The organism is Variovorax sp. P1_H2 (genome assembly GCF_056405295.1).
Map to the genome: position 1 here is coordinate 1 of NZ_JBFUCJ010000111.1, position 23,684 is coordinate 23,684.

The 23,684-nt window shown below is 67.5% G+C and carries 23 protein-coding genes; 6 read left to right on the forward strand and 17 right to left on the reverse strand.

What is annotated here, in order from left to right; translation table 11 throughout:
• Positions 1-240: 240 nt before the first annotated feature.
• Complete coding sequence (locus AC1D2E_RS28105) at positions 241-678, reverse strand: hypothetical protein (protein WP_478200446.1); 438 nt, start codon at positions 676-678, stop codon at positions 241-243.
• A gap of 228 nt (positions 679-906) precedes the next feature.
• Here AC1D2E_RS28105 and AC1D2E_RS28110 point away from each other — a divergent pair, with 228 nt between their 5' ends.
• Positions 907-2,076 (forward strand): ABC transporter substrate-binding protein, encoded by a 1,170-nt coding sequence (locus tag AC1D2E_RS28110; protein ID WP_478200447.1) that lies wholly within the window; start codon positions 907-909, stop codon positions 2,074-2,076.
• Positions 2,077-2,089: 13 nt separating this feature from the next.
• Here the strand turns inward: AC1D2E_RS28110 and AC1D2E_RS28115 are convergent, their stop codons facing one another.
• Positions 2,090-2,812 carry a Crp/Fnr family transcriptional regulator gene (locus AC1D2E_RS28115; protein ID WP_478200448.1) on the reverse strand — a complete coding sequence of 241 codons (723 nt, stop codon included), beginning with the start codon at positions 2,810-2,812 and terminating at the stop codon, positions 2,090-2,092.
• Positions 2,813-2,925: 113 nt separating this feature from the next.
• On the opposite strand from AC1D2E_RS28115, the gene AC1D2E_RS28120 reads away from it, so the two are divergent.
• On the forward strand, positions 2,926-3,504 hold the full coding sequence (locus tag AC1D2E_RS28120) for an HD domain-containing protein (protein WP_478200449.1): 579 nt from the start codon (positions 2,926-2,928) through the stop codon (positions 3,502-3,504).
• A 42-nt stretch (positions 3,505-3,546) separates the two neighbouring features.
• Positions 3,547-4,311 carry a class II aldolase/adducin family protein gene (locus AC1D2E_RS28125; RefSeq protein WP_478200450.1) on the forward strand — a complete coding sequence of 255 codons (765 nt, stop codon included), beginning with the start codon at positions 3,547-3,549 and terminating at the stop codon, positions 4,309-4,311.
• On the opposite strand, the gene AC1D2E_RS28130 is transcribed toward AC1D2E_RS28125, so the two are convergent.
• The 15 genes from AC1D2E_RS28130 to AC1D2E_RS28200 form a co-directional block, all read right to left on the reverse strand.
• Positions 4,279-5,586, reverse strand: a complete 1,308-nt coding sequence (locus tag AC1D2E_RS28130) for an MFS transporter (RefSeq protein ID WP_478200451.1) — start codon at positions 5,584-5,586, stop codon at positions 4,279-4,281. The two genes, AC1D2E_RS28125 and AC1D2E_RS28130, sit on opposite strands and share 33 nt — an antisense overlap.
• A 98-nt stretch (positions 5,587-5,684) precedes the next feature.
• Complete coding sequence (locus tag AC1D2E_RS28135; protein ID WP_478200452.1) at positions 5,685-6,653, reverse strand: PDR/VanB family oxidoreductase; 969 nt, start codon at positions 6,651-6,653, stop codon at positions 5,685-5,687.
• 49 nt (positions 6,654-6,702) lie between these two features.
• Positions 6,703-7,725, reverse strand: coding sequence for a Rieske 2Fe-2S domain-containing protein (locus AC1D2E_RS28140; RefSeq protein ID WP_478174341.1), 1,023 nt, complete (start codon positions 7,723-7,725; stop codon positions 6,703-6,705).
• A 43-nt stretch (positions 7,726-7,768) separates the two neighbouring features.
• A complete protein-coding gene (locus tag AC1D2E_RS28145; RefSeq protein ID WP_478174342.1) occupies positions 7,769-7,987 on the reverse strand; it encodes a recombinase-like helix-turn-helix domain-containing protein in 219 nt (72 codons plus the stop codon).
• 84 nt (positions 7,988-8,071) lie between these two features.
• The gene (locus tag AC1D2E_RS28150; RefSeq protein WP_478200465.1) at positions 8,072-9,058 is read right to left on the reverse strand and encodes a Bug family tripartite tricarboxylate transporter substrate binding protein; all 987 of its coding nucleotides are present in this window, start codon (positions 9,056-9,058) and stop codon (positions 8,072-8,074) included.
• Positions 9,059-9,066: 8 nt separating this feature from the next.
• Positions 9,067-10,038 (reverse strand): VOC family protein, encoded by a 972-nt coding sequence (locus AC1D2E_RS28155; RefSeq protein WP_478200453.1) that lies wholly within the window; start codon positions 10,036-10,038, stop codon positions 9,067-9,069.
• A gap of 123 nt (positions 10,039-10,161) precedes the next feature.
• Positions 10,162-11,640 carry an aldehyde dehydrogenase gene (locus AC1D2E_RS28160; protein ID WP_478200454.1) on the reverse strand — a complete coding sequence of 493 codons (1,479 nt, stop codon included), beginning with the start codon at positions 11,638-11,640 and terminating at the stop codon, positions 10,162-10,164.
• 17 nt (positions 11,641-11,657) lie between these two features.
• Positions 11,658-12,467, reverse strand: coding sequence for an aspartate dehydrogenase (locus AC1D2E_RS28165; protein ID WP_478200455.1), 810 nt, complete (start codon positions 12,465-12,467; stop codon positions 11,658-11,660).
• Between the two features lie 14 nt (positions 12,468-12,481).
• Complete coding sequence (locus tag AC1D2E_RS28170; RefSeq protein ID WP_478200456.1) at positions 12,482-14,179, reverse strand: thiamine pyrophosphate-binding protein; 1,698 nt, start codon at positions 14,177-14,179, stop codon at positions 12,482-12,484.
• Positions 14,172-15,011 carry an SDR family oxidoreductase gene (locus AC1D2E_RS28175; RefSeq protein ID WP_478200457.1) on the reverse strand — a complete coding sequence of 280 codons (840 nt, stop codon included), beginning with the start codon at positions 15,009-15,011 and terminating at the stop codon, positions 14,172-14,174. The genes AC1D2E_RS28170 and AC1D2E_RS28175 overlap by 8 nt, the downstream gene beginning before the upstream one ends.
• A 10-nt stretch (positions 15,012-15,021) precedes the next feature.
• Positions 15,022-15,870: an IclR family transcriptional regulator gene (locus AC1D2E_RS28180; RefSeq protein ID WP_478200458.1), complete on the reverse strand. Its 849-nt coding sequence runs from the start codon at positions 15,868-15,870 to the stop codon at positions 15,022-15,024.
• 30 nt (positions 15,871-15,900) lie between these two features.
• Positions 15,901-16,773 carry an alpha/beta fold hydrolase gene (locus tag AC1D2E_RS28185; RefSeq protein WP_478200459.1) on the reverse strand — a complete coding sequence of 291 codons (873 nt, stop codon included), beginning with the start codon at positions 16,771-16,773 and terminating at the stop codon, positions 15,901-15,903.
• Between the two features lie 106 nt (positions 16,774-16,879).
• Positions 16,880-17,425: a cupin domain-containing protein gene (locus AC1D2E_RS28190; RefSeq protein ID WP_478200460.1), complete on the reverse strand. Its 546-nt coding sequence runs from the start codon at positions 17,423-17,425 to the stop codon at positions 16,880-16,882.
• 24 nt (positions 17,426-17,449) lie between these two features.
• A complete protein-coding gene (locus tag AC1D2E_RS28195) occupies positions 17,450-18,265 on the reverse strand; it encodes an SDR family oxidoreductase (protein ID WP_478200461.1) in 816 nt (271 codons plus the stop codon).
• Between the two features lie 184 nt (positions 18,266-18,449).
• A complete protein-coding gene (locus tag AC1D2E_RS28200) occupies positions 18,450-19,433 on the reverse strand; it encodes a Bug family tripartite tricarboxylate transporter substrate binding protein (RefSeq protein ID WP_478200466.1) in 984 nt (327 codons plus the stop codon).
• Between the two features lie 294 nt (positions 19,434-19,727).
• Here AC1D2E_RS28200 and tcuC point away from each other — a divergent pair, with 294 nt between their 5' ends.
• From tcuC to AC1D2E_RS28215, 3 genes are all read left to right on the forward strand, one after another.
• A complete protein-coding gene (gene tcuC / locus AC1D2E_RS28205; protein WP_478200462.1) occupies positions 19,728-21,035 on the forward strand; it encodes a tricarballylate/proton symporter TcuC in 1,308 nt (435 codons plus the stop codon).
• Between the two features lie 37 nt (positions 21,036-21,072).
• Complete coding sequence (locus AC1D2E_RS28210) at positions 21,073-21,819, forward strand: transporter substrate-binding domain-containing protein (protein WP_478200463.1); 747 nt, start codon at positions 21,073-21,075, stop codon at positions 21,817-21,819.
• A gap of 1,297 nt (positions 21,820-23,116) precedes the next feature.
• Positions 23,117-23,684, forward strand: a 568-nt coding sequence (locus tag AC1D2E_RS28215; protein WP_478200464.1) for a hypothetical protein, incomplete at its 3' end; no start/stop codon positions are given.

Below are 23,684 nucleotides of genomic sequence, written 5' to 3' on the forward strand. Positions count from 1 at the left end.
CCCCCGAGGGGGCCGCAGGCCGCCTTGGGGCGGCCCGGCGCCGGCCTGGATCGCCCCCACGCTCCGTCACTTCGTGTACTCGCTGCCCCCCGAGGGGGCCGCAGGCCGCCTTGGGGCGGCCCGGCGCCGGCCTGGATCGCCCCCACGCTCCGTCACTTCGTGTACTCGCTGCCCCCCGAGGGGGCCGCAGGCCGCCTTGGGGCGGCCCGGCGCCGGCCTGACAGGCGATCGCTGTGCCTTTCAGTGCGTCAAGGTGGGCAACTGGCCCGCCGGCGTCGGCTCGAGGCCCTGGGCCTGCGGCAGGTTCTTCTGCGCCGCCATGACGAGCGCCGCGCGATAGGCCGAGCGGCTGGCGATCTTGGTGTGCGTGATCAGGGCCCGCCATTCGCGTTCGAGTTCCGGATCGCTGCGGTCGCCGCGGCGGTTCAGCAGCGCCTGGCTGACGTCGACCAGGGCCGCGGCCGAGCTCAGGCAGATGTTGACCGCGGTCTGGGCGGCACTGGCCCTGAATCGCTGCTCCTCGGTCTGTGCGGCGGTACGGAGGGCCTCCAGCGGCAGGTTGGCGGTCGGGCCCAGATAGGGTGCACCCTGAAGCTGGCTGTCGGCGTGGGCCAGCACTTTTTCGATGGCCACCAGCGCGCTTTCCAGCAGCGCGATTTCAGTTGAGGTTTGCTTCATTTCATCCATCCGGAACGATTCCGGTTCAGGCGGGATATTGACACTGGAAGGCACTTTGCCCCTGTGCAAAAAGCCACAACTCAAATACAAAAGTTAACAAATCTGGCGCCATGCAGCCGTCCGTCGGACAGCGATTGCCGCCGCCCGGAAGTCCGAACGTGACTTAGTACCTTCGTCCAAAGCATCGAAGTCGCTACATTTTTCGAAAGACGTAGCGAAAGGCTTCCGATGACTCTCACTCGCAGGACCTGGCTGGCGCAGTCCGGCGCCGCGTTGCTGTTGGGCAGCGGGCTCGCCGCCGCCAGTCGCCGCAGCCATGCGCAGGCCACGCCGCGCGCTGGCGCACCGCGTACGGTGATCCTCGGACAGTCGGTACCCCTGACCGGCGCCGCCAGCGAGATCGGCCTGGCCTTCGCGGCCGGCGCGCGGCTCTATGCCAACGAGTTCAACGAAAGCAGCGCCGCCAGCGGCCTCCAGCTGAAGCTGGTGCAACTCGACGACGGCTACGATGCCGCCCGCGCCGGCGCCAATGCGCGCACCCTGCTCGGCACGCACAAGGCCGACATGCTGTTCGGCTTCGTCGGCACCGCCAGCAGCGACGCCGGCGCGGCGGCAGCAGAGCAACAGGGCAGCCTCCTGTTCGCCCCCTTCGCGGCGGCCGACAACCTGCGCGGGGCCGCCCATCCCAACGTGTTCCACGTCCGGCCAAGCATGGCCGACGAGGCCTTCAAGATCGTGCGCCAGTGCGAGACGGTCGGCCAGACCCGCATCGCACTGATCGGCGACGACGATGAAATGGGCCGCGCCGGCCTGGCCGCAGTGCAGCAGGCGGTGGCCGAACTCAAGCTGGCCCCGCTGGTGGCGAGCGCGCTGGTGCCGGCCAGCGGCGACAAGCTCGACGCGGCACTGGCCTCGGTGCAGAAGCTGTCGCCGCAGGCCATCGTGCTGGTCTCGCTCTCGACCACCACGGCCGACGTGATCCGCCGTCTGCGCAAGAGCGGCTATGCGGGCAGCTTCACGGCCTTCTCGATCGTCGGCATCGACCCGCTCTACGCGGCGCTGGGAAAGGACATCGGCGGCATCGTGATCTCGCAGGTGGTGCCCTCGCCGCGGCCGTCGGCGATCCCGATCGTCAAGGAATACCTGGCCGCGGTCGACAACTCGGACCAGGCGCCTTCCTACGAGGGCCTCGAGGGCTTCATCGCCACCAAGGCCGCGGCCGAGGCGGTGCGCCGCGCCGGCAAGGGCTTCACGCCCGCCGCACTGCAGCGCGTGATGGCCGGAATGACGGACTACGACGTCGGCGGCTTCCGCATCAACCTGCGTCCCGGGCTGCGCGACCCCGGCCGCAGCATCGACCTGATCAGCATCACCAAGGACGGGCGGATCCTGCGCTGAACGACGCCGGCGGCTATCCCGCGCTGGCGAGCCGCCGGAGCGCATCGGGCGCCAGCAACGCGATGCGCCCGTAGCCGAGCGCGATCACCCGCTCCTTCGCCAGCGCATTGAGTTCCTTCGACAGCGTCTGCCGGGTCACGCCCAGCATCATCGCGAGCGCCTCCTGAGGCAGCGAGATGCAGGCGCGCGGCTCCGGTGACTGGGTCGCGTCGCCGTGCGCCAGCGACAGCAGGCGGCGCGCCACCCGGGCGCGCAGGCCACGCAGCGTGGCGTCTTCCATGAGCCCGTAGAGGCCCCGCACGCGCGCCGCGAGCAGAGCCGCCACCGAACGGGCGAAGGCCGCACCCTGCATCTGCTGGACGAAAGACTCGAAGGGCACCACCAGCAGGTCGAGCGCGCTCAGCGCGGTGGCATCGTGGGTCCGCGGCGAGCCGTCGATCAGGCTGATCTCGCCGAACCAGTTGCCGGGCTCGAGCACGGCCAGAATGGCTTCGCGGCCGTCCTGCCGCAGGGTCGAGATCTTGATCATGCCGGCGGCCAGCCCATAGAAGCCGCCGCCGGCCGCGTGCACCGGATCGCCCTGGCGGAACACCATCGCGCCACGCCGCAGGTGGATCAGTTCGGCCGCGCCGAACAGGCCTTCGCGTTGCGCGCGCGGCATCGATGCGAACCAGGGATTGGCCTCCATCGCGGCGCGGTGGGCAGCGGACAGACGCGGTCTGGAAGGCTGCGGCATGGGCGTCGGATCGGGGGTCCGGGGGTTTACCAGAGCCTCGCATTGTCAAATTTCTGACAGTTGAGTGTCAAGTGCAGGTCTACAGTGGGCCGTAAACCCCACGGAGACACACGATGAATGCCAGAGCGAATTTCGTCCGCATGCAGGACAGCACCCAGGAGGACTGGAAACTGATCGGCGGCGAATTCATGCAGTTCGCGCAAGGCCTGCCCGAGCGCGTGATCAAGCACCTGCAGATCCTCGAAGGCGACTACGGCGGCTTCCCGATCGATCGCTACAGCCATTCGCTGCAGACCGCGACGCGCGCGCTGCGCGACGGCCGCGACGAGGAGTACGTGGTCTGCGCGCTGCTGCACGACATCGGCGACACGCTCGGCACCATGAACCACCCGGACATCGCGGCTGCCATTCTGAAGCCCTTCGTGAGCGAGGAGAACCACTGGATGGTGGCGCACCACGGCATCTTCCAGGGCCACTACTTCTTCCACCACATCGGCCTCGACCGCGACCTGCGCGAAGACTTCCGCGGCCATCCCTGCTTCGAGCGCACGGCCGAGTTCTGCGAGCTCTACGACAACCCGGCCTTCGACCCCAAGGCCGAGACCCTGCCGATCGGCGAGTTCGAGCCGATGCTCAGGCGCCTGATGGCCCAGCCGCGGCAGAGCATCTACAAGGCCGCGAAGCCATCCTGAAACCTTGCTCTGTCCTCAACTGACTAGAAAGAACCCCCAACCATGACCACCTCCCGCACCGAAATCCAGAAACTCGTCAGCGCCGAAGAATGGCAGTTGCGCGTCGACCTCGCGGCCTGCTACCGGCTGGTCGCGCTGTACGGCTGGAGCGACCTCGTCTTCACGCACATCAGCGCCCGCGTGCCCGGGCCCGAGCACCACTTCCTGATCAACCCCTACGGCCTGATGTTCGACGAGATCACGGCCTCCAACCTGATCAAGGTCGATCCCGACTGCAACAAGGTGATCGACTCGCCCTACCCGGTGAATCCGGCCGGCTTCGTGATCCACAGCGCGGTGCATGCGGTGCGCGAGGACGTGCAATGCGTGCTGCACACCCACACCCGTGCCGGCATCGCGGTCAGCGCGCAAACGAACGGCGTGCTGCCGATCAGCCAGCAATCGACCTTCGTGCTGGCCTCGCTGGCCTACCACGACTACGAGGGCGTCGCCTTCCGGGACGACGAGAAGCCGCGGCTGCAGGCCGACATGGGCCGCGCCAACTTCCTGATGCTGCGCAACCATGGCCTGCTGACGGTCGGCAAGACCGTGGCCGACGCCTTCCTGAGCATGTACACCTTCGAGAACACCTGCCAGATCCAGATCGCGGCGCAGGCCGGCGGYGGCGAGCTGACGCAGGTCGACCCGCGCATCATCGAGGGCGTCGGCCAGGCGATGAAGGTCCAGACCGGCGGCATGGGCGGGGCCTTCGTCTGGCCCTCGCTGATCCGCAAGCTAGACCGGATCGACCGCAGCTACAGGGATTGAGGCCGAGGCGCCCAGCGCGCGCTCGCGCCACCACAGCACGAAGCCGCAGACGAGCACCACCGCCTGCGTGCCGATCAGCAGCGCGAAGCCGGCGAAGAAGCCGTGCGCCGCGCCGCCGGAAGCGCCCGGACCCGCCGACACCAGGCTGATCACGCTGCCCATGAGCGCCGGCATGAAGCCGGCGACCAGGCTGCCGGTGCCGTTGACAACGCCGAAGGCGCTGGCCACATGCTCGGGCCGGGCGCAGTACTGCACCGTGCTCGGGATCGCCGGGCTCTGCAGGCCCCAGCAGAAGTTGGCGGCGATCAGGCAGTAGGCGGCCGCATAGGGATCGTGCACGTTGATCGCCAGCAGCACCGACAAGGCCACGCCGACGCTGGCCGCCATGAAGATGAAGGGCACGCGCTGGCGCTCGATCCGGTCGATCAGGACGCCGCCCAGCAGCACGGCGAGCACCGTCGCGTACTGCGGCAGCGAGGCCAGCCAGCCCATCTCCTTCATCGAGAATCCGCGCACCTCCTTGAGGTAGGCCGGCAGCCAGTTGCTGCTGCCCCAGAGGTAGGCCAGCGTGGCCGAGGTCAGCACCGTGATCAGCACCAGGTAGCGGGTGTGCAAGGCACCCTTGACGATGTCGCCGACCCGGTTCATCGCATCGCCGAAGGACTTCGGCTTCGCCAGGCCGGCATAGGCCGTCGGCATCTTCACGAAGGCGATCACCAGCGGGATGCCCAGCGCGATGTTCAGCACGCCGAGCACATGGAAGGAGGTCTGCCAGTCGAAGCTGACCAGCAGGTAGCCGATCAGCGGGTAGCCGAGCGCGAGGCCCAGGCCGGTGCCCATGTTGACGAAGGAGTTCGGCTTGCCGTTCTCGTGGCTCTCGAAGTGCGCCTTGATGTAGGACGAGGCGAGCGAGAACAACGGACCTTCGGACACGCCGAGCAGGATCCGCGAGGCCAGGAGCATGCCGTAGCCGTTGAACCACGGCGTGATGAAGGTGACCACGCCCCACAGCATCAGCCCGAGGATCAGGCTCCTGCGGACCCCGAAGAGGGCAGCGCAGAACGGCGTCAGCACGAAGGCCGACACCCCGTAGCCGACCATGAAGGCCGTGGCCAGCAGGCCCTGGCTGACCCGGTCGGTCGAGGCGATGCCGATGTGCTGCAGGAAGGCCGCATCGGTGATCAGCACGGCGATGTTGATCCGGTCGACATAGGAGATCGCGACGATCACGAACAGCGTGATGACGCCATACCAGCGGAATGCTCTGGGCTGCATGGTTCAGGTTTTAGCGCGCTGCGCTTCGACAGGTTGTAGACATGGCCGAGCGCGAACTTGGCCGTCGTCGGCTGCGGCAGGTTGGCGCCGGGTTCGCGCTAGATGTCCAGCACCAGCGGGCCGCGCTTGCAGCCCGAGACGCAGATCATCATGGTCTTGTTCGACGCTCGCTCGAGTTTGGTCAGGATGCCGTCGTGGTGGTCGACTTCGCCGTCGAGCACCCTGGTTTCGCAAGCGCCGCAGACGCCTTCCTTGCAGCTGTGGTCCGGGTTCAGGCCGGCATCGATCAGGCTGTCGAGGATCGACTTGCCGGGCGGCACCTCGACCGACTTGCCGCTCTTCGCGCACTGGACCACGTAGCTCTGGGTCGTGCTCGGGGCCTCGACGTGCAGGGCCGCGAAGCGCTCGATATGGGCATTCGCGTAGCCGAGCTGCGCGCAGGTCTTCTCGAAGTTGTCGAGCATCGGCGTCGGGCCGCAGCAGTAGTAGTGGCTGTCGGCGCCCTTGCCGGCGAGCAGTGCGGCGAGATCGGGCGGGCCGCCCTTCTCCTCATCGAAATGCCAGGTCAGCGGAATCGATTTCTCGGCCGCCAGGGCCGCGATCGACTCGCAGAAGGCGGACTCCTTGCGCGAGCGCGCGCAATAAAGCAGCTCGACCGGCTTGCCGATATCGGCCAGGCGCTGCAGCATGCACCAGATCGGCGTCACGCCGATGCCGCCGGCCACCAGCACCGAGCGCCCGGCCCCCTCTTCGAGCTTGAAGTTGTTGCGCGGCTGCGAAATCTGGAGCGTCATGCCGACGCGCAGCTGCTGGTGCACGTAGCGCGAACCGCCGCGGCTCTTGCGATCGTTCAGCACGCCGACCACGTAGCGCTGGCGGTCGGTCGACGGATTGCACAGCGAGTAGCTGCGCACCAGGCCGTTGGGCAGGTGCAGGTCGATGTGGGAGCCGGCCTCGAAGGCGGGGAAGTCCACCGCGGGCGAAGCCGGCCGGAACTCGACGCTGACGATGCCGTCGGCTTCGTAGCGCATCGTGTGCACCAGGGCGTTCAGCGTGGGAGAGGACATGACGGGAAACCTCGATGAAGGGTTTTTCAGTGGGCCGCGCGCAGGTCGATCAGCCGGCCGCGCCTTCGAGCTGCTGCTGGGCCAGCCCGCGCAGATGGCGGCGCAGGCGCACGATGCCGAGGTCGTGCTGGTAGAGCTGCTCGTGCTGGTTGGCATCGGGCTCCATGTTCTCGATCAGCACGCGGTCCTGTTCGAGCACGTGCCAGTGGCGCGCCTCGAGCCGGTTCTTGTAGAGGAAGCGCCAGGTGTCCCGCTCCCAGCCCTTGGGCAGCTTGCGCACGCGCCAGTGGAAGGCGCACGAGAGCGTCGGCGAGATCGGCGTGTAGCTGCCGATGATGATGAAGTTGCCGCCCGGGCCGCCGGTCTTCGGGTACGGGATCTCGAGGCGCATCCAGTGCACGCCGGTGTCGGCCCATTCGGTCCAGTCGAAGTTGACGTTGCGCTGGCCTTCCTTCTCGAACACGAAGCCGGTGTCGGTCGCGCGGATGCCGAACTTGGCAGTCGAATCGCCCTCGGCCATCGAATGCGACTGCTTGTGCAGATAGGTGCCATGCATCGGGTCCATGACGTTGTCGAGCACGTAGCGGTAGTCGCCCTTCCATTCCGTGTAGCAGAGGAAGCTCGAATACTGGTCGTCGTCGGTCAGCTGCTCGGGCAGCACCAGCGGCGGCGGCGTCTCGACCGACTCCTTCGAGTTGTAGAGCCAGACCGCGCCGGCACGCTCCTCGACGTGGAAGAAGCGCGTCGACTGCGAGCCCTCGAGCTTGCAACCGGGGCTGCCCGGCACGCGCACGGCGACGCCGTCGCAGCGCACCTCGACGCCGTGGTACGGGCACGAGAGCCGGTCACCGAGGATCACGCCCTGCGACAGCGGCGCACCGCGGTGCGGGCAGCGGTCTTCGAGCGCGTGCAGCTTGCCCGCGTGGTCGCGCCAGAAGGCGAACTTGCGGCCCAGGCGGCGCAGCGAGACGGGCGATTCCTTGATGAAGCCCGTGGGGCAGATCGGATACCAGAGATCCTTGAGGCCGACTTCGAGCAGCTGGTCGACGGGGTCTTCGCGGGAGGGGGTCATGGTGGGGTTCCTCTTGATGGGGAAAATGAAGCGTCGCGGGCACTCAGGCGCCGAGCGCCGCCATCTCTTCGCGGTAGATGGCCTCGGTCCAGGCCTTGCCGCTGGGGCTCGCGAGGCCGCTGTCGTTGAGCCGCTCGACCAGGCCGGCGAGGTCGTGGACGCCGGCCGCGAAGGCGCGCTCGATGGCGTCGCCGAGCAGGTCCTCGTAGGTGGTGGGAGTGCGCTGGCGCGCCTGGTGGGGATCGAGATAACGGTCGGTCATGGTTCGCTCCATCGGTGGAAGAAGGTGGTTCAAAAGTTGGCGCCGGAAGTCGATGCGGTGGTGGCCATGGGATCCCTCTCAGGCTCACTCGGCCACGATGTTGCGGGCCTTGATGATCCTGGCCCACACCGCGGTCTCGTCGCGAATGGCCGTGGCGAATTCGGCCGGCTTCATCGATGCGTCGGTCATGCCCTGGGCCTTGAGGCGCTCGCGCACATCGGGCGCGGCGAGGATCTCGGCGGCGTCCCTGGCCAGCTGCTCGGCGACCGCGGGCGGCGTTCCGGCCGGCGCCAGCAGGCCGTACCAGGAGGTCACGTTGACGCCCTGGATGCCCTGCTCCGCCAGCGTCGGGATCTCCGGCGCGACCGGGCTGCGCTTGGCTTCGGTCACCCCGAGCGCGACCAGCTTGCCGCTCTTGATGAAGGGCAGCGTCGCCGGCAGGTTGCTGAACATCAGCGGCACCACGCCGCCGAGCACGTCGTTGAGCGCCGGCGCCGTGCCCTTGTAGGGCACGTGCAGCAAATCGACACCGGCCTGCTGCTTGAACAGTTCGCCCGCCAGGTGCAGGCCGCTGCCGACGCCGGGCGAGGCATAGGACAGGGTGCCGGGCTTGGCCTTGGCCTGGGCGACGACCTCCTTGGCGTTCTTGAAGCCGGACGCCGGCGTCGCCACCAGCACGTTGGGCGCGGTCGCGAGCATCGTGACCGGCACGAAGTCGCGGGCGATGTCGAACGGGAAATTCGGCATCAGGGTCGGGTTGATCGTCAGGTTGCCGGCCGGCACCACCAGCAGCGTGTGGCCGTCGCCCTTGGCGCGCTTCACCTTGTCGATGCCGATGTTGCCGGCCGCGCCCGCGAGGTTCTCGACCACGGCCGGTTGGCCATAGCGCTTGGCGAGCCCTTCGGAGAGCAGCCGCGCCAGCGTGTCGACCGGACCGCCCGGCGGGAACGGCGAGACGATGGTGAAGCGGTCGCCTGCAAGCTGCTTGTGCGCATCGCTCTGGGCATGGGCCGAGGTCAGCGCCGCGAAGGCGAACACGGCGGTGGCGGCGAGGCGCAGGGGCCGGCGCATGAGATCGATCATTTCTTCTCCGTCAGGAAAGCGCCCTTGGGGCCTTCGGCATTCTTCTGGCGGCGCGTGTGGCCATCGAGGCCGCCATCGACCGCCCATTCGGCGAACACAGTGGGGCCGGGCTCGAACTCGCGCGGCTGCCATTCGGCGGTCAGCTGGTCCTCGTCGGCGTAGTACTCGATCAGGCCGCCGGCCGGATTCTTGAAGTACCAGAAATAGGCCGACGACACCGGGTGACGGCCCGGGCCCAATTGCGTTTCCCAGCCCTTGCGCGAGAAGTGCAGGCCGCCGCCGAACACCTCGTGGATGTCGCGCACCGTGAAGGCCACGTGGTTCAGCCCGCGCTTGCCCGAGGGCAGCTGCAGCAGGAACAGGTCGTGGTGGCCGCCCTCCGGCGCGCAGCGCATGAAGGCGCCACGGTTGGGATAGCTGTCGGACGCGACGAAGCCGAAGCGCTCGGCATAGAAGGCGCTGGTGGCCTGGACGTCGCTGACGAAGAAGACCACGTGGCCGACCTCGATCGGCGTGGCTCGCTCGTACACCGGCGCGGGCTGGTTGATGCGCGGCTTGGCGTTCCAGGTGTTCATCGCGCCGCAGTCGACGTCGACCGCATGCTTGCGGCTGACCTGCAGACGCACAGCGAGGCCGTTCGGGTCGATGCAGCCGATGCGGCGCGCGCCGTCGACCTCGCCGTCGACGAAGCCGGGGTCCTTCGCGATCGCCGCGGCATAGCGCGCGAGGTCGGCATCGCTCTCGACGCCCCACACCACTTCACGCAGGGTCGGGCCCTCTTCCATGCCGGCCGGCAGGCCCGGCTTGTCCAACGCCGCGACGACCACCTTGCAGCCGTTGAGGCACTCGAAGACCAGTTCGTCGGCCGCCTCGGACTCGAGCGAGAGGCCCCAGTCCTGGAAGAAGTTGCGGCAGACCGCGAGGTCGTCGGCCACGTAGGTGATCTGGTCGATGCCCAAAACGCTCATATCAAAATCTCCATTGCGCTCTTCAGTTCCAGGAATACCGCGGAACCGGCTTTGCCGGGCCGCTGGTATTGCCCCCTGCAAGGGGGTGGGCGGCTACACGAAGTGAGCCAAGCTGGGGGTGTGTCATAGGTCTGCCCACGGCAGCGGCTGCTCGTTGGTGCCCCAGTACATGCTCTTCTGCTCCATGTACTGGAAGATGCCCTCGCGGCCCTTCTCGCGGCCGAGGCCGCTGTCGCGCCAGCCGCCGAACGGGGTCGAGACCGAGAACTGCTTGTAGGTGTTGACCCAGACCGTGCCCGCCTGCACCGCGCGGCCGAGGCGCCAGGCGCGCTTGAAGTCGCGGCTCCAGACGCCGGCGGCCAGCGCATAGACGCTGTCGTTGGCCTGCTTGATCAGCTCTTCCTCGTTGTCGAAGGGCATCGCGACCAGCACCGGGCCGAAGATCTCTTCCTGGCTGATGCGGGCGTTGTTGGTCAGGCCTTCGAGGATCGTCGGCGTGTAGAAGTAGCCGCGGTCGAGGCCGTTGCCGTGCGGGCGCACGCCGCCGGTGCGGATGCGGCCGCCCTCGGACACGCCCATCTCCACGTAGCGCTCGATGCCCTCGCGGTGCTTGGCGGTGATCAGCGGGCCCATCTGCGTGCTCTCGGCCGCCGGGTCGCCGACGCGCAGCGCATTGGCGCCTTCGGCCAGCCGGGTCAGGAACTCGTCGTAGATCGAACGGGCGACGAACAGGCGGGAGCCCGCGATGCACGACTCGCCCGAGGAGCTGAAGATGCCGTAGAGCACGCCGGCGACCGCGTGGTCGAGGTCGGCGTCCTCGAGCACCATCGTGGGCGACTTGCCGCCGAGCTCGAGCGAGACCGGCATCATCTTGTCGGCCGCGATGTGCGCGATGTGGCGGCCCGTGGTGGTGCCGCCCGTGAAGGACACGCGCTTGACCAGCGGATGCTTGGTGATCGCATCACCGATCACCGAGCCCTTGCCCGGCAGCACGCTGACGATGCCCTTGGGCACGCCGGCCTCTTCGCAGATGCGGGCCAGTTCGAGCGCCATCAGCGGTGTCACTTCGGCCGGTTTGACCACCACCGCGTTGCCGGCTGCCAGCGCCGGTGCCAGCTTCTGGGCCTCGCTCGCGATCGGTGAATTCCACGGCGTGATCGCCGCGACCACGCCCATCGGCTCGTGCACGCTCATCGTGACGAAGGGGCCGCGCGACGGCGTGATGGTGTCTTCGAGCGTCTCGAGCGCGGCGGCGAAGAACTGGAAGGTACCGGCGGCGCTGGCCACCAGGTTGCGGGTCTCGCTGATCGGCTTGCCGTTGTCGAGGCGCTGCTTCTGCGCCAGCGCTTCGGACTGCTCGCGGATCAGCTGCGCCACGCGGTGCAGCACGGTGGCGCGCTGGTGCGGCAGCATCTGCGCCCAGCCGCTGGTCAGGAAGGCGTGGTGCGCGCGCGTGATGGCCTCGTCGACGTCGGCCAGGCTGGCAGCCTTCAGCCGCGCGATCGGCTCGCCGGTGGCCGGATACAGGCTCTCGTAGACGTCGCCGCCGCCCAGGCGCCAAACGCCTGCAATGTTGATGGGAAGGAGTTCGGAAGAAATCATCGGGGTTCTCTCTCGGTTCAGATCGCCAGCGCCGCGACGCGGTTGCGCAGTGCCCGCACGGCGCTGTAGACCGTCAGTGCGGAGGTCTTGGGATTGGCCGCGAGCGGCTTGTTGCGCATGGTCAGCTCGAAGCTGCCGAAGGCGCCCTCGGCCTCGACGGTGTGGACGTTGTCGCTGACCGCAGGGTCGGCGATCAGGCGCACGTGCGTGCGGTCCAGCCCGAGGCCGGCGAGCGACACGGTGGCCGCCACGTTGGCGTTCTTCGGGTACAGCGCGGCGGCTTCGCGGGCACTGCCTTCGAAGATCACGGTCTCGCGCGTCAGCGCATCGAGATCGCGGCCCTGGTCGGCCGGGGTTCCCTTCCAGGCGCGCGGCGGCTTGCGGCCGGTGTAGCGCACCGCGTCGAGGCCGCCGACACGGGCCGCGGCCAGCGCGTCGATGGCGCCGATGGCGCCGGCGATCAATTGCACCTGCGTGCCGCCCGCGATAGCGGCGGCTTCGAGCTTTTCAGCGAAGCCCGCGGCCGAGAGCGCGCCCACCGAAGCCACGATGCAAGGGGTGCCGCGCTGCAGGGCCGGCAGCACATGCGCCTCGATCGCCGCATGGCCCGCCGCTTCGACGACCAGGTCGATGCCTTCGACCGGAACCGAGGACACGACCTGCGCGCGCGGTGCGAGCCGCTGCGCCGTGGCCTGCGCCGCAGCGAAGGCATCGGCCGGCACGACGATGGCCTTGATTTCCAGGGCCGGGTCGGCATCGAGCAGTTCGAGCATCGAGGTGCCGATGGCTCCGCAGCCGACGAGGGCAATGCGCGTGATGGCGGACATGCGAGGGGCTCCGCTCACTTGGCCGTGCCGAGCGCAGGAATCTGCGTGACCGTGTTGGTCGGCGGTCCCGCGAAAGTGCTCTTGAAGCCGCCGATGGACAGCATGTCGATCTCGAGCAGGAAGGGGCCCTCGGTCGCCAGCGCCTCGTCCAGGCGAGCCGGCAGGTCGTCCAGATGGCGCACGCGGGCATGCGGCAGTGCGATCGACTTGCACAGCAGGTCGTAGTCGGGCGTATGCAGCTCGGCGTAGCACTGTCGGCCGCCGTACTGCGCGTCCTGGATGTTCTTGATGACGCCGTAGCTCTTGTCGTTCATCAGCACGATCACCATGGGGGCCTTCTCCTGCACCATGCAGGCCAGTTCGCCGAGGTTCAGGATGAAGCCGCCGTCGCCGGCCAGGCAGAAAGTCTTGCGGCCCGAGCCGGTCACCACGGCGCCGATGGCCGCGCCGATGGCCATCGGCATGCCCTGCCCGATGCCGCCGCCGGTGGCGTGGACGCCGGCGCTGGGTTCGAAGATGCGCAGCTCGCGGTTGCCCCAGGTGCTGTTGGAGACGGTCACGTCGCGCACCCAGTTGAATTTGCGGCCTGCAACTGACTGGATCCGGCGCACCAGCTCGGCATACGGGCCGAGGCCGTCGCGCAGCGTCGCGACCGCCTGATCGTGCGCGGCGCGCAGGTCGACCAGCAGCTTGGGGTCGGCCTTGTACCTGGCGGCTTCGAGGCGATCGGCGAGGCCTTCGAGCGCCAGCGCGGAATCGCCGCAGACGAAGGCCTCGGAGGCATAGCAGCGGCCTTCGGCGGCAGCATCGGCGTCGATGCGGTACAGCGGGCGCGGCAGCTTCAGTTCGTACTTGAGCGTCTCGTTGCCGCGCAGGCGCGAGCCGACCACGAGCATCGCATCGCAGGTCTGGTAGAGGGCCTCGACCGGCTTCTGGATGTTGTAGGCGCCGAGCGAGCCGGCATCGTCTTCGGGCACCGTGCCGCGGCCCTGGGTCGTGGTGACCACGCCGAAGCCGAGCTTCTGCAGGCGCTGGATCGCGGCCCGTGCGTGGCGGGCACCGCCGCCGACCCACAGCAGCGGGCGCCTGGCCTTGGCGAGGTTCGCGGCCAGCGCGTCGAGGCCGGCCTTGGACGGCACGGYGGGCTCGACCGGCAGCGGCGACAGGTCGGCCGGCATCGTGGTGAGCGCGGACTGGATGTCGATCGGGATCTCGACGCTGACGGGCCCGGTGGGCGCGGTCATCGCGACCTGCACGGCGCGCTTGAGGGTGCCGAGCACGGTCTCGACGCTGCGCACGCGGAAGGCGGCCTTGGAGATGGCCTTGAGCATCGTGAGCTGGTCGGGCGCCTCGTGGATGTACGACATGCCGCGGTCGATGTAGGGCGTCTCGATCTGGCCCGTGATGTGCAAGAGCGGTGCGCCGGCGGTCAGCGCCTCGACCATGCTGCCGGCGATGTTGCCGGCGGCCGGACCGGTGCTGGTGATGCACACGCCCAGGCTGGCGGTGGAGCGTGCATAGGCGTCGGCCATGTTGCCCGCGCCGGCCTCGCCCCGCGCCGAGATGAAGCGGACCGCGCCGCGCTGCGCGAAGGCATCGAGGATCGGCATGTTGTGGATCGAGATGACACCGAAGGCCGCCTTGACGCCGCATTGCTCGAGGAAGGCGGCGACGACTGCGCCGACCGTGACGGTGTTGTGGGGGTTATGCATGGCGGGAATGGCCTCCGGAAATGTCGATGTGGCTGCCCGTCGTATAGGACGCGAGCGGTGAAGCGAGAAAGAGAATCGCGCGTGCGGCTTCGATCGGAAGCCCCAGGCGGCCCAGCGGGATGTGCTTGTCGTGGGCGAGCTGGCCGCTCCAGGCGTCCCAGTCGAGTTCGGTCTGGACGCGGGCCTCGAAGCGGCGGCGCCACTGGCCCGACTCGACCAGGCCGATCAGGATGCCGTTGACGCGAACGCCCTCCGGCGCGAACTCGGTGGCCATCGAGCGCACCAGGCTCAGCAGGCCGGCGCGTGCGGCCGAGGTCGCGACCATGTGCGGTTCGGGCTGGCGGGCCAGCAGCGAATTGGCGCAGACGATCGCGGCATCGCCGAGCACGGCGCGCTGCGCCTTGAGCTGCGGCAGGAAGGCGCGCGTCGGGTGGATGACCGAGAAGAACTTCAGGTGCAGCTCGTCGGCCCAGGCCTGGTCGTCGGTGTTGGCGAAGGTCGACACGCGGCCCTGGCCGGCGTTGTTGATCAGCATCGAGGCCGGGCCGAGCGCGGCCTCGCTTTCGGCGGCGAAACGCTTCACGGACGCCGCGTCGAGCACGTCGCAGGTGCGGGCGAAGAGGCGCGCCTCGGGGCGTGCCGCACGCAGGCCGGCCACCGCGCGGTCGAGCCGCTCGGCATCGCGGCCGCACAGCGCCACGGCAGCGCCGCAGTCCAGCAGCAGCTCGGCGGTCGCCAGGCCGATGCCCGAGGAGCCGCCGGTGACCACGGCCACACGGCCCGCCAGCGCATCGGCGGCGAAGAAGTTGGAGGAAGGATTCGGGGTCATCATGGTCGGCAACTCAGGCGGCGCGGTCGCCGCCGTGCAGCGGAATCACCTGGCCCTTGGAAGCCGGCGAGTAGTTCAGCAGGCCGGAGATCTCGTCGGCGGTCTGGCGCACGCGCTGCACCATTTCGTCCATGCGGCTTTCCTCGATATGGCCCGAGGTGATGGTCGCGCCCAGCGCCGCCACGATGTGGCCGCTGTGGTCGCGCACCGGGGCCGCGATGGTCGAGATGTTCGACTCGAAGAAGCCTTCGCCGAGCACGTAGCCGCGCTGGCGGTCGGCCTGGACCATGTCGAACAGCTGGTCGACCGAGACCGGCGTGCTCGGCGAGAAGGACTCGAGCCGGTCCTCGGGATAGAGGGCGCGCAGCTGCACCAGCGTCAGGTCTTCGAGCAGGATGCGGCCCAGCACCGTGGCGTGCGCCGGCAGCCGCGTGCCCACGGTCACCGAACTGGCGAAGGGCGTGGGCGGCGCGACCTTGGCGACATAGACGATCGAGCGGCCATCGCGCACCACCAGGTTGCACGGCGTACGCAGCTCGTCGCAGAGGCGCTGCAGCAGCGGCGTGCCGAGCTGGGTCAGCTCCAGCGAGGCCAGGTACTCGAAGCCCAGGCGCAGCACGGCTAGGCCGAGGCGGTAGTCGCGGCCGCCTTCGGCGCGCTCGAGGAAGCCCATGTTCTCGAGCGTGGTCAGGAGCCGGAACACGGTCGAGCGCGGCAGCTCGAAGCGCCGCGCCAGCTCGGGCGCCGACAGCGCCCGGTGTTCGCGGCTGAACTCGCACAGCAGGCGCAGCCCCCGCTCGAGCGCCGGGACGTTGTAGCGGTCCGTGCCTTCTTCGACCGGGTCGATGTCGTTGGTTGCCATGTTGCCTCTTCGTTGGGGTTCGGATCGTTTTCAGGATGCCAGCACATCGCGCAGAAGCGCCGCGACGGCTTCCGGCCGCTCGACGTAGCTGGCATGGCCGGCATCGGCGAGCAGCTCGAGCGTCACGCCGCACCGGCGGGCCACCTCGGCGCAGCCGTCGGGCGGCGTCACGATGTCGAGCGCGCCGCAGGCCACGCGCACCGGCATCGCCGGCGGCAGGTCGGCCAGCAGGTCGCCGCCGCACAGCAGCTCGATGGCCTGGCGATAGCCGCCTTCGTTCAGTCGCGCCATGTTCCAGCGCACCCACTGGCGGGCCCGTTCGCTCGCGTTGGCGGACAGCAGCCGGGCGTCGGCTTGCGCGGCCATGCCGGCAACGCCGGCCCGCGCCAGCGTGTCGAGCCGCTGGGTGCGCACGCGCTGGCGGGTTTCGGCGCGCTCGGGGCCGCCATAGCCACCCGCCGGGCTGATCAGCACCAGCCGCTCGATGCGCGCGGCGAGCGCCGAACCCGGCCGGGCGGCCGCAGCCGCGGTCAATGCACCGAGCGAATGGCCGACCAGCGTGCAGCGGTCGACGCCGAGCGCATCGAGCATCGCGCCGAGCCGCTCGGCGTAGTCGGTGGCTTTCGGCGCCGCGGGTGCCAGCGGCGTCGATGCGCCGTAGCCGGGCGCGTCCCAGGCGATCACGCGCGCCTGCAGCGCCAGCAGCAGTGCCGTGTCGAACCAGGAGGCGGCGCCCGAGCCGATGCCGTGCAGGCAGACCAGCGCCGGCCCCGCGCCGCACTCGCGCACCGACATCAGGCTGCCGTCGCGCAGCGCCACGGGGCGCGCCGGAAAGCGCGCCTCGAGGCGCGCCAGTTCGGACGACGGCAGGATCTGTAGCTCGATGGAAAGGGCGTCGGTCATGGTGTCATTCCAGAAATACCGCGGAACCGGTTTTGCCGGGCCGCTGGTATTGCCCCCGGCGAGGGGGTGGGCGGTCACACGAAGTGGGCAAGCCTGGGGGTGTGCTTCACCGCTTGATCTTCGCCAGCGGATGGTCCGCCGGGTAGGTCGGCGTCACCGGCTTCTTGGCGCCGAGCATCACGCACATCAGCGCATCCTCGTCGCCGATGTTGATCTCTTCCCGGTAGACGCCCGGCGGCACCGAGATCAGGTCGCGGTCGGTCATGATGGTCTCGAAACGCTCGCCATCCTTCTCGATGATGACCTTGAGCTTGCCGCGGATCAGGAAGAACACTTCCTCGACATCGGTGTGCAGGTGCGGCGGGCCTTCGTGGCCGGCCGGGATCACCATGGTCGAGAAGGTGAAGTTCTCGGCCGGCACGGTGTTCACGTCCTTGGCGACGCCGGTGCCGCCGGTGCCCACGTAGCGCATCTGCGCACGGCGGAACTTGGGGTCGAGGTCGGCCTGGAACTTGAGTGCATCCCAGTCGTACTTGCGGGTCGAGTAGCGCGCGATGCGCGTCTCCATCCATTGCTGGAGGCTGCTGCCCTCGGGCTGCGCCAGGGTATCGGCGGCGCCGTCGATCTTCTGCTGTTCGGACAAATCGCTCATCGGGAATCTCCTTGGTCGAAATAATCAATGCATCACGAAGCCGCCGTTGACGGCGAGCAACTGGCCGGTCACGAAACGCGACAGGCCCGAGAGGGAAAAGAGCATCGCGCCGCAGACGTCGGCGGCCTGCTGCTCGCGCGGGATGGCGCGGCCTTCGAGGTATTTCTGGTGCCGGGCCAGCGGCACGTATTCGGTCGCCTCGACCAGCGTCAGGCCGGGCGCCACGGCGTTGACCRTGATGCCCTCGCCGCCCCACTCGCGCGCCAGCGAGCGTGTCATGGAGATCACGGCGCCCTTGCTCGAGGCGTAGGCCAGCAGGTTCGGCGCGCCCCACAGCGCGGTGTCGGACGCCAGGTTGACGATGGCGCCGCGGCCGCTGGCGGCCAGCGCGCCGCGGCAGGCGCGGCTCATGAGCCAGGTGCCGCGCACGTTGACGTCCATGACGCGGTCCCAGGTGCCGATGTCGAGCGCCTGCGCGTCGCGGCCGCCCGAGTTGGTGATGGCGGCGTTGTTGACCAGGCCATCGAGGCCGCCGAGGGCTGCGGTCGCCGCTGCGGCGCAGGCTTCGATCGATGCCGGGTCCGACAGGTCGACCGCCAGCGCGTGGGCGGTGAAGCCGGCCTCGCGCAGCGCCGCGGCCTCGGCCTGCGCCACGTCCGAGAGGATGTCGGCCATCACCACGCCGGCACCGGCGGCGGCGATGCACTTGGCGAAGGCCAGCCCCAGGCCGCGCGCGGCGCCGGTCACCAGCACCTTGCGGCCGGCGAGCAGGTTGGTGGGAAGTTCCGCAAGCAGGGCCTGCAGGCTCTGGTGGTCGGGCGTGACGCTGGGTTCGGTCATGGCGTTGTCTTTTCTGTTTGGTCCAGGGATACCGCGGAACCGGCTTCGCCGGGCCTCTGGTACCGCCCCGTTGAGGGGCTGAGGTCCGCGGCTCCAAGCCTGCCTGCGCAGGCTGGGACGGACCCGAAGAGCCGCTGCCTCTGGCAGCGACTCGGGGCGCCGCAGGCGCTTCGGGGGTGGTTCATCAATCGGCCTGGATGCCGAGTTCCTTGATGACGCGGCCGAAGCGTTCGAAATCGGCGGCGTTGGTCTTGGCCAGGGTCTCGGGCGTGCCGCCCAGCGGCAATGCACCGAGCACCGCCATCTTGGAAGCGACATCGGGCATCTTGAGGATCTCGTTGAAGTGGGCATTGAGCGTCTTCACGAGCTCGGGCGACAGGCCCTTGGGCGCGAAAATCCCGTTCCAGGCCACCACCTCGACATCCTTGTAGCCGAGCTCCGCGAGCGTCGGCACGTTGGGCGCGAGCGGCGAACGCACGCGGTCGGCGACCGCCAGCGGGACCAGCTTGCCGCCTTGCAGGTAAGGCGCGATCGGGCCGTAGCTGACCATGGTCAACGGCACGTGGCCGCCGAGCACGTCGTTGATCGCCGGCGCCACGCCCTTGTAGGGCACGTGCTTGATGTCGAGGCCGGCGGTCTTGTTGAACATCTCGCCGAGGATGTGCATCGGCGAACCGCTGCCCGGGCTGGCATAGGAGAGCGCCTGGCCGCTCTTCGCGGTGGCCACCATCTCCTTGAGGCTCTTGGCGCCGCTGGCCGGCCCCGAGACCAGGAACAGCGGCATCATCGCCGTCTGGATGATGGGCGTGAAGCCGTTCACCACGTCGTAGCCGGCGCCGGCGCCGGTCTTCAGCACGATCTGGGCGATCGAGAAGGTGCTCGGCGCCACCAGCAGCGTGTAGCCGTCGGCCGGGGCCTTGGCGACAAAGCTGCTGCCGATCACGCCGCTGGCGCCCGGACGGTTGTCGACCACCACCGGCTGACCGATGCGGGTCGAGAGCTTCTCCGCGAACAGCCGCGCCAGCGCATCGGTGTCGCCACCGGCCGGATAGGCCACCACGAGCGTAACCGGCTTGCTGGGCCAGGCCTGGGCCCAGCTCGGGCCGGCGGCGACGGCGGCTGCGGTGCAGAGCGCGAGGGCCAGCGCGTGGCGGCGTGTGTTCTTCATCATCATGGGAGGCGATTCCTTGGCGTTGGGGAGAATTCGCTTTTGTTTCACTGAAAAAACACTGATTTATTAATGAAACGATGGACGAAGAATAGTGGGCGAAGGGCCACTCAAATATAGGTAGAAAMCCTAGATCCCAAGACACGACAGCGACGCCTACATCTCGGCGGCTGAGCCAGGCCTGACTTCGCGGGGCGGGACATACCCCGAGTGCGCCGACGGCGGATCGACAGCTTCGCTTCCTACGATGAAGCGACCGTGCAGCCGCAGGCCGCACACCCTCCGGAGACATCCATGAGCACAGCCGTCCTCGCCCAAGGCCATCCCGCGGCCCCGGCCAGCGCTTCCAAGCTCGGCGCCGTGCTGCGCGTCACGAGCGGCAACTTCCTCGAGCAGTTCGACTTCTTCCTGTTCGGCTTCTACGCCACCTCCATCTCGAAGGCCTTCTTTCCCGCCAGCAGCGACTTCGCCTCGCTGATGCTGACCTTCGCGGTGTTCGGCGCCGGCTTCCTGATGCGGCCTCTGGGCGCCATCGTGCTGGGCGCGTACATCGACGAGGCGGGCCGGCGCAAGGGGCTGATCGTCACGCTGGCCATCATGGCCAGCGGCACGGTGCTGATCGCCTTCGTTCCCGGGTACGCCACGATCGGCATCGTGGCGCCGGTGCTGGTCCTGCTGGGCCRGTTGCTGCAGGGCTTCTCGGCTGGCGCCGAGCTGGGCGGCGTCTCGGTCTATCTCTCGGAGATGGCGACGCCGGGACACAAGGGCTTCTACACCGCCTGGCAATCGGCCAGCCAGCAGGTCGCGATCGTGCTGGCCGCGGCGCTCGGCTTCGCGCTCAACGAGACGCTGTCGCCGGCGGCGCTGGCCGACTGGGGCTGGCGGATCCCGTTCTTCGTCGGCTGCATGATCATCCCGTGCATCTTCGTGCTGCGCCGCTCGCTGCAGGAGACCGAGGCCTTCCAGGCCCGCAAGCACCATCCGACGACGCGCGAGGTGTTCCAGTCGATGGCGCGCAACTGGCGCGTGGTGCTGTGCGGGATGCTGCTGGTCGCGATGACCACCACCACCTTCTACCTGATCACGGTCTACACGCCGACCTTCGGGCGCACCGTGCTGCACCTGAGCGCGCGCGACAGCCTGATCGTGACCCTGCTGGTGGCGCTCACCAATTTCATCTGGCTGCCGATTGGCGGCGCGCTGTCGGACCGCATCGGGCGCAAGCCGCTGCTGCTGGCGGTCACGCTGCTGGCGATCTTCACGGCCTATCCGGCCATGCACTGGCTGGCGGCGGCGCCCAGCTTCGGCCGCATGCTCGACGTGCTGCTGTGGTTCTCGTTCCTGTTCGGCATGTACAACGGCGCGATGGTGGTGGCCCTGACCGAGGTGATGCCGGTCGAGGTCCGGGTGGTCGGCTTCTCGCTCGCCTACAGCCTGGCGACCGCCGTGTTCGGCGGCTTCACGCCGGCCATCTCGACCTGGCTGATCGAGACCACCGGCGACAAGGCGGCACCGGCCTGGTGGCTCAGCGTGGCGGCGGTCTGCGGCTTGACGGCCACCTTGATCCTCTATCGCAAGGGCCGCCGGCCATCGGTCGCCTGACACCGCGCCCACCTGGGCTGCGGCAGAATCCGGGGCGATGAGCACCCTCCTCTCCCCGGCCGTGGTTTCGGCCTTCACGCCCTCGGGCGCCCTTCGCGCCTCCATCAACCTCGGCAACCCGATCCTCGCGAACAAGGATCCCGCCAGCGGCGAGCCGGTCGGCGTCTCGGTCGACCTGGCGCGCGCCTTCGCCGAGCGGCTCGGTGTCGCGCTCGAGCTGGTGGTGTTCGAGAAGGCCGCCGCCTCGGTCGACGCGGTCCGCGGCGAGCAGACCGACATCGGCTTCTTCGCCATCGACCCGGCACGCGGCGAAGGACTGCGCTTCACCGCGCCCTATGTCTTGATCGAGGGCAGCTACCTGGTGCCGGCGCGTTCCGGGATACGGGCCAACGACCAGGTGGACCGCGACGGGCAGCGCATCGCCGTCGGCAACGGCAGCGCCTACGACCTGTTTCTCACACGCGAGATCCGGCAAGCGCAGATCGTGCGCGTGCAAGGCGCCCAGGGCGTCATGGAGAGCCTGCGTGCCGGCCAGGTCGAGGTGGCCGCGGGCATCCGCCAGGTGCTCGAAGCCGAGGCCGCAGGCGACGTTGCCCTGCGCCTGCTGCCGGGTCGTTTCATGGTGATCCAGCAGGCCATGGGAACGCCCGCCTCGCGCGGTTCCGAAGCCGCTRCCGCGCTGGCCGCTTTCGTCGAGGAGATGAAGGCCAGCGGCTTCGTGGCCGATGCGCTGGCCCGGCATCGGATCCAGGGCGCCAGCGTGGCGCCGGCCGGTCAGAACTGACAGGCGCTGCAGCCCCACATAGGCCAGCGGCTGCGGCGCGGGCCATCGCGCGGGGCGTGCCGGCAAGGCCTCTACCAGCCCCGACCCCATCGGTGCGTTGAGCGCAGCCTGCATACCGTGACTTTGCGCCAGCTGCAATGGCGGTTCCGGCAATCCAGGGCGACTGTGCGCGCCGCGCAACCCACTTGGAAACACATCGACGAGCGGGATTGCGTGATCCAGGCGCGTCAGTCTGACCATCACAAGGTCAACCGCTCCATCCCGATCGCGTAGGGCTGACGCTGCTCGCCCCTGCTGAAGAATGTATTCGGGTCGAACTGGTGGGCTTCGGCCTCTGAAGCACCTCCTTTTTGTCAGCTGCAAGATGTTCTTCTGACGAAGCCCTCGAGGAACCGAGGTCGCCTGGCGACGGAGCTTCAGCGGCGCGATGGTCACGGCCTGACGAGACCGCGCGATAGGGTCGTCGGCCTACCGGGCCGACCGCCCAACCGCATTGCGTATTTGAGCCCCTCGCGCAAGCGCAAGGCAAGGCGATTCATCGAAACGATCCAGAGCTGTCCATGACCCTGATTCGCAGCACGGGCAAGTGACGAGTTGATCGCGCGCGTGTCGCGAACAAATGCAAGCCACTTCGGCCATCGGGCTCCTCTTCTAAGCGCTTGAAAAGCAAATTCACCCCGAAATCGAGACGGAATCTTCTATTCATTCACACATAATTTTCCAGAAATCGACTCCGAAAATTGGCTTGTCGAGATCTGATTTTTCCGATCCAACAACATCATCACTAGGCCATTATTACTCAAACAAAGAGTAATTACTGCTATCGAATTAAGAACATTCGAGATCGAAATTTAGGTCACGAAGAATTGTAAGACTTAATCATTCAGGCAATTCTCCAATCAACTCGCAAGACGGCACGAACGACCATTCGACATCGCACTTGCTGCTTGCTACTTGCTACTGTTCAATTGTGCGCCACATCCGTGCAGCGCACATTTCCAATCTGCATGTTTTTCACAAGGAGATCATCATGAAAATCGTAACTCAAGACCCCAAGGGAGCAGCAATTTCATTTGGCGAAATATTGTTTCAGAGTTACCCGAAATTGAGTATTTCAGCACCCACCGATTACGCGTTTGGGGGGTGCGGTGGTTGCGGAGGTAGTGGAAGTGGGGCGGGAGGGTGCGGCGGCAGCGGTTCTGGAGGGAGCGGTGCCGGTGCCGCTTGAGCGACTTAGGAAAGGATATTAAAACAAGCGGCACCAAGGGGAGCCAACTCATGCCCCTTTGGCGCCGCGATGACGATTGTCAGCGCCACATTAACGCCACCAAAGAAAGGAAATGCAGTGGCTCGCACCTATTTTATTACAAGCTTCGATCTTACCGAAATGACAGGATTTACACTGCTAGTTTCGGATGGCTCCACAGTAAAAGTCACCCACCCAATTGTTATTTCCTTTCTCAAGGACATGAAAAAACTTAGAATGTCCTATGTTGAAGAAGAATTCTTAAATGAAAAAATAATCCTTCACGGCCTACCTCAAGAAGGACTGAAAGAATTTCTCATAAGAGATTCTCGAATTCTAACGGATGTTTCCAATATTTCAGGAAAGAATTCTCTTTTCAATAAAGTCAGAATATACACCGATCACCCACAAAGCTGCGAGGCTTGGCTCGCATACTTGCAACGCGACGGAATACTTGACGCATCCGTAATAGATTCTCAATCCCCACTCAATCTCTCGACATTCGATTCGAAGCACTGTCTCTTTGTTACATTCCAAAAAGATTACGAACCAAAATTAATAACCGATATTTATTGCGCCTTGAGGGACGACGGAAAAAATGGCGTACTCACGTCATACA